Genomic DNA, 10,030 nt, shown 5'->3' on the forward strand with positions numbered 1-10,030 from the left:
GACAATAGTGGCAATGGTCAAGGTATGTTTCATGGTAAACAAATAATTAATAATAAAGTTTACTATTTTGATGAAAATACGGGAGCATTGAAAAAAAATATTGAGAAATATATAAACGGGTATTGGTATTATTTTGGCAGTGATGGTTCCATGCAAGTTGGATTTGTAAAATTGCCGGATGGTAGAATTGTTTACTATAATGAACAAGGGCAGATGCAGTACGGAAAACAAATTATTAATGGTAAAACCTACTTTTTTAACAAAGAAACCGGAAATGAAGAATAGTTAAAAATATAATAAAATATGAGTCTAATATAATTAATCTTATTTAAATCCATTCACGAATAAGAAAAATAATGTTAGGCTTTTTTATGTGAATAAAAATCTCTAGTCAATGATATAGGCTTATGGTGATAATGATATGAATAATGGAAACTTGTTAACTATTGTTGTACCTTGTTATAACGAGGAAGAAGTATTACCTGAAACAATAAAAGAATTGGGACAGATACTAATTAACTTAAGTGAGAAAAATAAAATAGATAAAAATAGTAAGCTATTATTTGTTAATGATGGTAGCAAAGATAAAACATGGGAAATTATTAATAGTTATAGTAGTAAATATGACTATGTTACCGGTATTAAGTTTACTCGTAACTATGGACATCAAAATGCATTGTTAGCGGGAATGAGTTTAGCTGTGAAGCATTCTGATATGATCATTACGATTGATGCAGATCTTCAGGATGACGTTAATGCTATTTATAAAATGGTAGATAAATTTCTTGAAGGGTATGATGTCGTTTATGGGGTAAGAAATAGTCGAGATACTGATTCTTTTTTTAAGAAACACACTGCTTTAATGTACTATGATTTAATGAAGAGGTTGGGAGTTAACTTAGTCCCTGATTCAGCTGATTATCGTCTGTTGAGTAAACGTGCAACGGAAACTTTGTTAAATTATAAAGAACGAAATCTTTTTTTAAGAGGGATGGTACCTCTTATAGGTTACAATTCAACTAAGGTATATTATCCACGGAAAGAGCGGTATGCTGGGACGTCTAAATATCCTTTAAAAAAGATGGTTCATTTTGCCTTAGATGGTATTACATCATTTTCAATAGCTCCAATTCATCTAATAATGTCTATAGGTATTATTGTAATGTTGATAAGCATTGTATTAATGATTTATACGCTTGTAGAAAAAATACAAGGGAGTATTGTACCTGGATGGTCTTCACTAATGATATCTATTTGGTTCTTGGGAGGAGTTCAACTGATATCTGTTAGTGTAATTGGTGAATATATAGGCAAAGTATTTACAGAAGTTAAACATAGGCCGAGATTTAATATAGAGTATGAAAATTATTCTAGAAAATTTTAATTATGGTGAGTAATTTGAAAAAAGAAAATATTTATTTAGTTTTTTGGAAGTTTATTTGGATATTAGTAGGATTAGCTTCAGCAGTTATTTTTATAAATAGTTTGTTTTTGCCAGGGCATAGTAGAGGATTTATCTTTCCAATTGATACATTATTATTTGTTATAGTTAGTATTGTTTTATTAGTTGGAATATTTATACTAGATGGTTTTATGAACTCTAGTGACAAAAGGAAAAGAATTATAATTATTATTTTTCTTTTCTTGCAATTATTTATGCAGATATATTTATCTATTAAATTACAAGGCGCACAAGGTGTAGATGATTTTGATATGCGTTTACAAATCAGTAGCCTAGTTTCAGGTAGTAAAGAATGGGCGCCTTATTTTAAATTTGGTCCTAATGCAGGTGCAGCAATACTTCTTTCAAAGGTTGTATCAATGTTAGGAGGAAACGTTCATGCATCTTTAATTTATAATATTGTTAATTTTATTTCTATAGATATAGCTGTTCTAGCTGGATATTTAATAATTAAATCAATTACGGATAAAAGGATTCAAAATTTATATTTTTTAGTTGTAAATGTATTTTCGCCATTATGGATCACAGCTCTTTTTGTTTACACTGATGTTGGTGCTTTAATGTTTGGCATGTTAAGTATTTATTTCTTAACTAAAATGGTCGAAACAAGGAAAAGTAGCCTATATCTATTATTTATGTCAATTTCAAGCTTATTTGCAAGTTTGGCATATTTTAATAAGACAAATGCAATTATTTTAAGTATTGCTATTTTTATATATTTGATTTTTAGCTTGAAAAAATTAAATTGGATAAAAAAAGTTAGTACTATAAGTTTTTTTGCTTTATTAATGGTTGTTTTTTCCTTAGGCTTATCTGCAGTGAAGAATAATGAAAAAGCCCCTAAGAAATCTGATTTTCCTTATACGTATTGGGTTGCTGTTGGATATAATAAATCAACAAATGGAACTGTAAATAATGATACCTATAATGATACAGGTAGATTTAAAACTAAAGAACAAAAAGATAAGCATGATAAGCAACTTATATCTAATACAATTAAAAATTCAAGCTTTTTAGAAATCTTAAAACTATATTGGAATAAGATAAATATTCAATGGTCAATGGGAACTATTGGAATTGAGCATAGAGAGTTTACTATACTAAGACAATGGAATACTATTTATAATTACATTTTTGGTCAAAAGAGGATATTTTTATTTATGTGGAGCCAATCGCTTTATATATTAATTGTTTTAGGGATGCTTATAAAATCTATTCATGTAATTTTTTTAGAAAAGTTCTCTGAAAATGAAAGTATATTAAACTTAGCGGCTTTATATTTTCTTGGCATATTTTTATTTCACACATTATTGTGGGAGGTACAAGAGAGATATGCATATATTGTAATAATTCCAATGATTTTAATAGGAACTTTTGGATTAAATGAATTAGCTAATCATGTTCAAGAAGAAAATACTTCGAAGAAGAGTCTAAATATTATAATTGCTTTGGGTTGCATTGCAACGATTGTAGGATGGGGACTTTCATACAAAAAAAATTATGTTTCAGAGAATAATACTAGAATTGTTATGGGACAAAATTTCTTTAGGAAAACAGAATATAATTTAAAACCTCATCAGAAACTAGTTGAATGGATTCAAGTTAATAATACTTTCAAGCAATGGTATGTAGATGGTGTTTGGGCTGACAATGTGAAAGTAACTATAAATGGTAAGAAAGTAAATCCAGTAACGCATACTTTAACAGAAAACGGAAAAAAAGGAAGTTATAAAATTATAGTTGAAAATACTGGAAATAATAATGAAACTATTTATTTACAAAAAAATAGTTCTATAGATCTTTTCCAAAAACATATAGAAAAACATAAAAATTATTATATTGGTATTGTTGCTAGTGTTGTTGAATCTCCTTTTACAATTAGTCGTAGTATAAAGTATACATTTTTAATTGTTTTAGAATTGCTTATCTTTATAGAAGGATGGTTATGGAACAGGTTTTTAGTTAGAAATAGCATGCCTAATAACTTGCGTCACTAACATTATTTGATATAATACTTAATAATTGTAATTAAGCGTTTAAATTAGGAGTTAATCTAATAATGAAAAAAGTAAAAAATAGTTTAATGGCTATTTTCATGATTTTTGGTATGACATTTTTAATGGCGGGATGTGGAAACAGTTCTAAATCTTCACAGAGTTCGTCTAAGAGTGAAACTACTTCAAGTAAAGTAGTTAAAAAGAAGAATGCAACTAAAGCAAAGAAAATTTCAAGTTCATCTTCAAAAAGCAAGACCTCATCTAGCAAGGCTAACAGTGAATCTTCTAGCAGTAGTTCTGTAGTAGCTGATGAAAGTCAAAGCAATAGTAGTTCAGCAAGCAGTTCAGCTCAAAGTAGCAGTAACATCCAACTAGGCTTAAATGATGTTGCTACTTGGACTGACAGTAATGGTGTAGTTCACAATGTTGATAGTGATGGTATGGATCGCCAAATCAAAAATGGTCAAACAACTTATGCTGATTGGAGCGGACCATTGCCAAGCAATGCACAAGTAGTTTCTTCAAGTAGCTCTAGTTCGACTAGTAACTGAAACTAATATCTATATAAAAGAAAGCTCGTCAAAATTTGGCGAGCTTTCTTTTATATATTTTTTTATATTTTATAATTGAAGTTCGTAATTACTAATGATTAATAACCAAGACAAAACATTAATCTTATTAACTAAACGGTATACGACTCTTGTCCTGCATTGAATTGAAAATTTTTGAGTGATAAAATCAAAAAATGTATAAACTATTACTTTAATTCAATATTTCGGGGGATATTCTGTTTATTATGAAAAAGCCAATCGATCAGAAAAAGCATTTTAAAATGTATAAGAGTGGAAAAGTATGGGTTGTAGCAGGAATTACAGCTGTTAGTTTGTTGGCAAGCAACGTGCAGATTGCACATGCTGACGAGACCAATGTAACCGCTCAGACATCTCTGACTACTTCAACAGTGCCAACAACAAGTTCAAATTCTACTTCAGTTGTTGCTGCAAGCAATTTTACAGCAAATAACCAAGGCGATAATACAGTTAAAAGCACTGAATCTAATGATGCTACTAGTCAAGCTAACAGTGCTGATAATCAAGATAAAAATTCTACTGGTTCGATGTCAGAAGTTAATACATCGAAGACATCGTCAGCTACTAATGAATTACAGTCTACTGAGTCGAACAGTAATTCAACTGCAAATAGTAATACAGCTACTGCAGATACATCAGTAACTAATAATAAGGAAGATAACTCTACAAATGTTCAAACCACGACCGAAGTTTATATGGATGGCCATTGGTATTTAAAAGATCAAAATGATAATTACCTAAATGGTTGGCAAAAATTATTAGGCAATCGTCTTGTTTATTATGATTTGAAAAACAACCAAATGTTGTATGGGGAACAGCAAATTAATAACAATTGGTTTTATTTTAGGACTGATGATGGTGATGTTGTAAAAGGATGGTACAAATTACCAGATGGTCGTCAAGTCTATTATGATGTAAATCCAAATGGTGGTGGCAATGGCATGTTGCATGGTGTAGCAACTGTCAAGGATGCCGTATATTACTTCAATCAGTGGACTGGTGCTCAAGAAAATGGGTTCAAGTCAATTAATGGAAAAACATACTACTTTGCTCCCGAAATGGTAACCGGTGAAAAAAGAATTAATAATCATTGGTATTATTTTGGAGAAAATGGTGAAATGGCCGTTGGTTTTGTTACATTAAATGATACCGAAAATCCTAGAATTGTTTACTATAATGCTAATGGACAAATGCAATATGGAGAACAAAAGATTAATGATCATTGGTATTATTTCAATTTGGCAGATGGTCATGAAGAAACTGGATTTGTTAAACTGAATGATGGCCGAACAGTTTATTATGATAAACAAGGTCAAATGTTGTATGGAATCCAAAAGATAAATAATAAACAATACCTTTTGAATCAATGGACAGGTGCAGTAGAAAAAGGTATTTTCTTAAATAGAGAAAGTAAGTATTTCCAATATTATGACCTAGCAGATGGTACTTTGATTGAAAATGGCACCGTGCAAATTGATGGTAAAGATTATCAAGTAATTGACGACCATGTTTGTTTACCAGATGGTGAATGTAAAGTCAAAGGATACTGGTACTATCTAAAGGATAATAAAGCTGTAACTGGATGGGTGTCTTTGAAAGATGGCCGCTTAGTACATTATGGTAGTGATGGCCAGATGCAGTATGGTGAGCAAAAGATTAATAATAATTGGTATTACTTTAATCAATGGAATGGTACTGTAGCTATTGGTTGGTATACGTTACCAGATAATCGACTTGTTTACTATCAAGTTAATAAAGATGGTACTGGAAACGGAATGCTGCATGGTATGGCAACTGTAAACGGCACGGCATATTATTTTAACCAATGGACTGGTGCGCGTGAAACTGGCTTTAAAGTTGTTGATGGTAAAACATATTATTTCAATCCACAATTAGCACTTAATGAACAAAAAATTTCTGATCATTGGTATTATTTTGGAAATAATGGGGTAATGAGAACAGGTTTCACCTCACTTCCAGATGGCCGACTTGTTTATTACAATGCCGATGGGCAAATGCAGTATGGAGAACAGCAGATATCTGGTAAGTGGTATTGTTTTAACCAATGGACAGGTGATACGATTCGTGGTTGGCATACATTACCAGATGGTCGTGTCGTATATTATCAAGTGAATAATGATGGTACAGGCACCGGTATGTTACATGGTATGCAAAAAGCAGCTGATAAATATTATTACTTTAATCAGTGGACCGGTGCTCAAGAATCTGGCTTTAAGACGGTTGAAGGAAAAACTTATTACTTTATGCCAGAGATGGCAACTGGTGAGCAAGTAATTAGTGGATATCATTACTACTTTGATGGTGATGGAGTAATGGAAACTGGCTTTGTCAGCTTACCTGATGGCCGATCTGTATACTATAATGACAAAGGCCAGATGCAATTTGGTCAGCAAAAGATCAATAATAAATGGTTCTACTTTAATCCAACAAATGGGAATATTGTTAGTGACTTCTTTAACCTACCAGATGGTCGCAAAGTTTATTATGAAATTGATCACCAAGACATTAGCAAAAGTAAGGGTATGCTATATGGTGAACAAACTATTAAGGGTATGACCTATTACTTTAATTCTTGGACCGGTGCCCAAGAAAAAGGTGTGGTATATAATTTAGCAACCAAACAGTTACAATACTATGGTGCTGCCAATGGATCGTTAAGTAAGAATGTTGAAGCTACTGTTGCTCAACACACGATAAAAACAGATGATGAAGGAAATATTATTCTTAACGATGGTCAGAACCAAGTCGATGGACAATGGTATTATTATGATTCTAACAATCATGTCTTGGTAACTGGGTGGAAGAAATTGTCGGATAGCCAAAAAGTTTATTATGATCCTGATACAGCTCAAATGATTCATGGCGAAAAGAAAATTGATGGTTTCTGGTTCTATTTTGATAAATGGACTGGTGACGAAGCAATTTCAAAATTTATCAGCCTCGATGATGGGCGTACCGTTTACTATGATGAAAATGGCCATATGACTTATGGTGAAAAGAAACTTGGAAACGATTGGTATTACTTTAATTTAAATGATGGCAATGAGGCTGTTGCTAATTTCATCAAATTAGGTGATGGACGTACTGTTTATTATAATGCTCAAGGCCATATGGTTTATGGTTGGCAGAATATAAACGGAAATACTTATTACTTTAACGGACAAGATGGGAATATGTATGTTGGTGCTCAATGGATTAATGGGCAAGAATACTATTTCGACTACATCACTGGAGCACAAGTCAAAGATCAATGGACTGCTAAACTATTGGAATGGTTCTTTAATCGAATGGGTAAATTAACTTATTCGATGGATGGCTCACGAAATGGTGCTGATGAGACCGCCGATTGTTCCGGATCGTTGACTCAAGCATTGTATGAAGCGGGTGCTTGGCGATACTCATTGCTGTACAACACGGAAATGCTGCACAGCTATCTGCTAGGGAATGGCTATCATTTAGCTTATGAAAACAATGGTTACATCTCACCAGTGGTTGGTGATGTTATTATTTGGGGCCAACGTGGACGTAGCGCAGGTGGTGCCGGTCATACCGGTGTTATTAGCGGTTCCGGTCGAAATGGAACAATGGTATCAACTTGTTACTGGACAGAGGGTGAAAAGGGGACAGCTGTTCAAAACTTCCCTTACTTCTGGTACTGGGGTAAGGATAACTACCCATACTATTATGTATATCGCCGCTAAAATACTACTGGTTAAGCTTAATAACTAAAAAATAAATGTCAACATTCTTCTATAAGAAACACTTGTATTTATACAAGCTAAAAATGTATTATAGATAAGTGTCGGCATTATTTTTATATTTTATAAATAAACTATTTATGAATTGCTAGTGAAAGGATTTAACGTTTTGGTTAGTAGAAAAAGAATTGTCTGGATAGACATTGCTAAAGCAATTGCCATTATTTTAATGATTATTGGACATGAAATAAAAAATGTTTGGGTGTATACATTTATTTTTTCGTTTCATATGCCATTGTTTTTCATTCTTTCAGGATTTACTTCTAGTGAGGTTTGCAATGTAGATCAATGGAAAAAACGTGTTAAGAAATTATTTCTTAATAGCTGGATATTAGCAGTAATCATGATTATACTTTTAGCTTTACAAAATTGGATTATAAATGGTGGTTCAATAATTTGGTATCAAGCAATACGTGGAATCTTTTGGGGTTCTAACTTTTATGGAAAAAACGGCATTTGGCTCAGTAGTGTCGGAGTCATGTGGTTTATGTTTGCATTTTTTTGGGCAAAAGTCATATATGATTCTCTCCAATTAGTAATACCCAATAAGTTTAACGGCATTATTTTAGGAATATTAGCATATATATCAATTCTTCTTTCAAAATACTATTGGCTTCCCCAGGCTTTTGATATAGCATTGGTCGCTGCTTTCTTTATGTGGGTCGGTTGGTTTCTTAAGAAATTAACTGCGAAAAAAAATTCTCTAATAATTTTTGGGGAAATAGCATTAGTCATTTTTTGGATTGTTTGTGTCGCGAACAAAATGCATATTGAACTTTCTGTAAGATATTATCCATTACAATTTATTTCTGTTATTGAAGCAATATCAGGTACCATAGCTATTATCAAACTTTCAAAAGGAATTGAAAGAATTTCATTATTATCAAAGTTTTCTTTTTTTGGTAAACATACTTTACCGCTTCTATGTATTCATCATTTAGACTGTTATTGGATCTGGTGGAGTAAGTATATGAATAGTAATATAGAAGCAGCTTTAGTCAGGTTATCAGTAGATATTGTAATGTTAATGGTTTTCTTGGAGATAAAAAAATATATAAAAATAGGTGTTAATGGTAGGGGGAACAAGGGCAAATAAAAATTGTACAGAAATGGCAATTTGAAAATGTACAATTATGGCAGTTTAAGATGACGATTTATGGTTAGTCGCCGATTTCAATCTATATGACTTGCCTGCAATTTTAATGATATGTGATTTGTAGACCAGACGATCCAAAGCGGAAGCCAATGCGATCTTCTATATGATCGTTCAGACGGCCAAACTAAATAATCTGGATGTCTTCAAATATCTGAAATTGATCTTTGAAGCTTACACACGCTCTCAGAACCTGGATCTGAAGGCTTATTTGCCATAGAATCCAACCGTTCAGCAGATTTGCGGCAAATAAAATCACTAGGATAATGAAATGGGGCATCTCGCCAAGCGGTACTATACCCTGTCAAGGTAACACTTAAAAAATAAAAAATTAGTCTATACGGCCTCATTGTGGAAGTCCTCCGCGGTGAGGTTGTTTCGTTTGCTGGAATCTCGACTGTGTTGAAGTATTCAACGTAAGGTAAGCACACTGTAAAGGGCGGTTATAAAATGTAGGAAATCGGCGGTTTAAAATTGTCGGTTTTCCTGCATTTTTTGTATACTCACTTTATTAATCTTTTAAGGAAGTGATGAGTATGCGAAAAGACGTTTACGAAAGGATGAAATATTTTGTGTTAGAGAAGATAAAACCAAATTACTCCGCTATTGCACGGCAGTATGGTGTTGATCCACGAACTGTAAAAGCGGCCTATTTAAGAGCTCAGAGTGGTAAAACAGCAGTTATTAGGAAGCGGCGAAGCCGTCGTAGTAAGCTAGACGGATATCAAGATATCATTGAGGATAAGTACACTGCCGGATGTTCCGCCAGATCAATTTATGATTTTATTGTTGAAAAAGGCTTTACTGGTAAGTACACAATCGTTAAAGATTATTGTCGTCGTTTTCGTAAAGTGCAGACCAAGAAGGCCACAATTAGAGTTGAGCATACAATTGGCCTAAGTGCTCAAGTTGATTGGAAAGAGCAAGTTACCATGACTGACCGGAACGGCGTTCCACATACTTTCAGTATTTTCTTGTACGTTCTGCCCTATTCTAAGTTTAAGTTTTTAAAACTAACCCTAGATCAGGGAGTGTAAAATATTTTGTGT

7 protein-coding genes and 1 pseudogene are annotated in these 10,030 nt (G+C 32.7%); 7 read left to right on the top strand and 1 reads right to left on the bottom strand.

Annotated elements, in window-relative coordinates; genetic code table 11:
• The 6 genes and pseudogenes from FC47_RS09665 to FC47_RS09690 all read left to right on the top strand — a co-directional run.
• A pseudogene (locus FC47_RS09665) lies at positions 1-285 on the top strand (glucosaminidase domain-containing protein); the annotation flags it as partial.
• A 136-nt stretch (positions 286-421) separates the two neighbouring features.
• A complete protein-coding gene (locus tag FC47_RS09670) occupies positions 422-1,384 on the top strand; it encodes a glycosyltransferase family 2 protein (protein WP_056968755.1) in 963 nt (320 codons plus the stop codon).
• A gap of 14 nt (positions 1,385-1,398) precedes the next feature.
• The gene (locus FC47_RS09675; RefSeq protein ID WP_162258424.1) at positions 1,399-3,459 is read left to right on the top strand and encodes a glycosyltransferase family protein; all 2,061 of its coding nucleotides are present in this window, start codon (positions 1,399-1,401) and stop codon (positions 3,457-3,459) included.
• A gap of 62 nt (positions 3,460-3,521) precedes the next feature.
• A complete protein-coding gene (locus FC47_RS10480) occupies positions 3,522-4,010 on the top strand; it encodes a hypothetical protein (RefSeq protein ID WP_081036780.1) in 489 nt (162 codons plus the stop codon).
• A gap of 245 nt (positions 4,011-4,255) precedes the next feature.
• Positions 4,256-7,771 (top strand): peptidoglycan amidohydrolase family protein, encoded by a 3,516-nt coding sequence (locus FC47_RS09685; RefSeq protein WP_056968758.1) that lies wholly within the window; start codon positions 4,256-4,258, stop codon positions 7,769-7,771.
• A gap of 166 nt (positions 7,772-7,937) precedes the next feature.
• Positions 7,938-8,924, top strand: coding sequence for an acyltransferase family protein (locus FC47_RS09690; RefSeq protein ID WP_056968759.1), 987 nt, complete (start codon positions 7,938-7,940; stop codon positions 8,922-8,924).
• 45 nt (positions 8,925-8,969) lie between these two features.
• On the opposite strand, the gene FC47_RS10955 is transcribed toward FC47_RS09690, so the two are convergent.
• A complete protein-coding gene (locus tag FC47_RS10955) occupies positions 8,970-9,074 on the bottom strand; it encodes a hypothetical protein (RefSeq protein ID WP_420896570.1) in 105 nt (34 codons plus the stop codon).
• A gap of 443 nt (positions 9,075-9,517) precedes the next feature.
• On the opposite strand from FC47_RS10955, the gene FC47_RS09695 reads away from it, so the two are divergent.
• Positions 9,518-10,018 carry a transposase gene (locus tag FC47_RS09695; protein WP_056968760.1) on the top strand — a complete coding sequence of 167 codons (501 nt, stop codon included), beginning with the start codon at positions 9,518-9,520 and terminating at the stop codon, positions 10,016-10,018.
• The last annotated feature ends 12 nt before the right edge of the window (positions 10,019-10,030 follow it).

Origin of the sequence: Limosilactobacillus mucosae DSM 13345 (assembly GCF_001436025.1) — a bacterium.
In the GTDB taxonomy this organism is placed as follows: Bacteria; Bacillota; Bacilli; order Lactobacillales; family Lactobacillaceae; genus Limosilactobacillus; species Limosilactobacillus mucosae.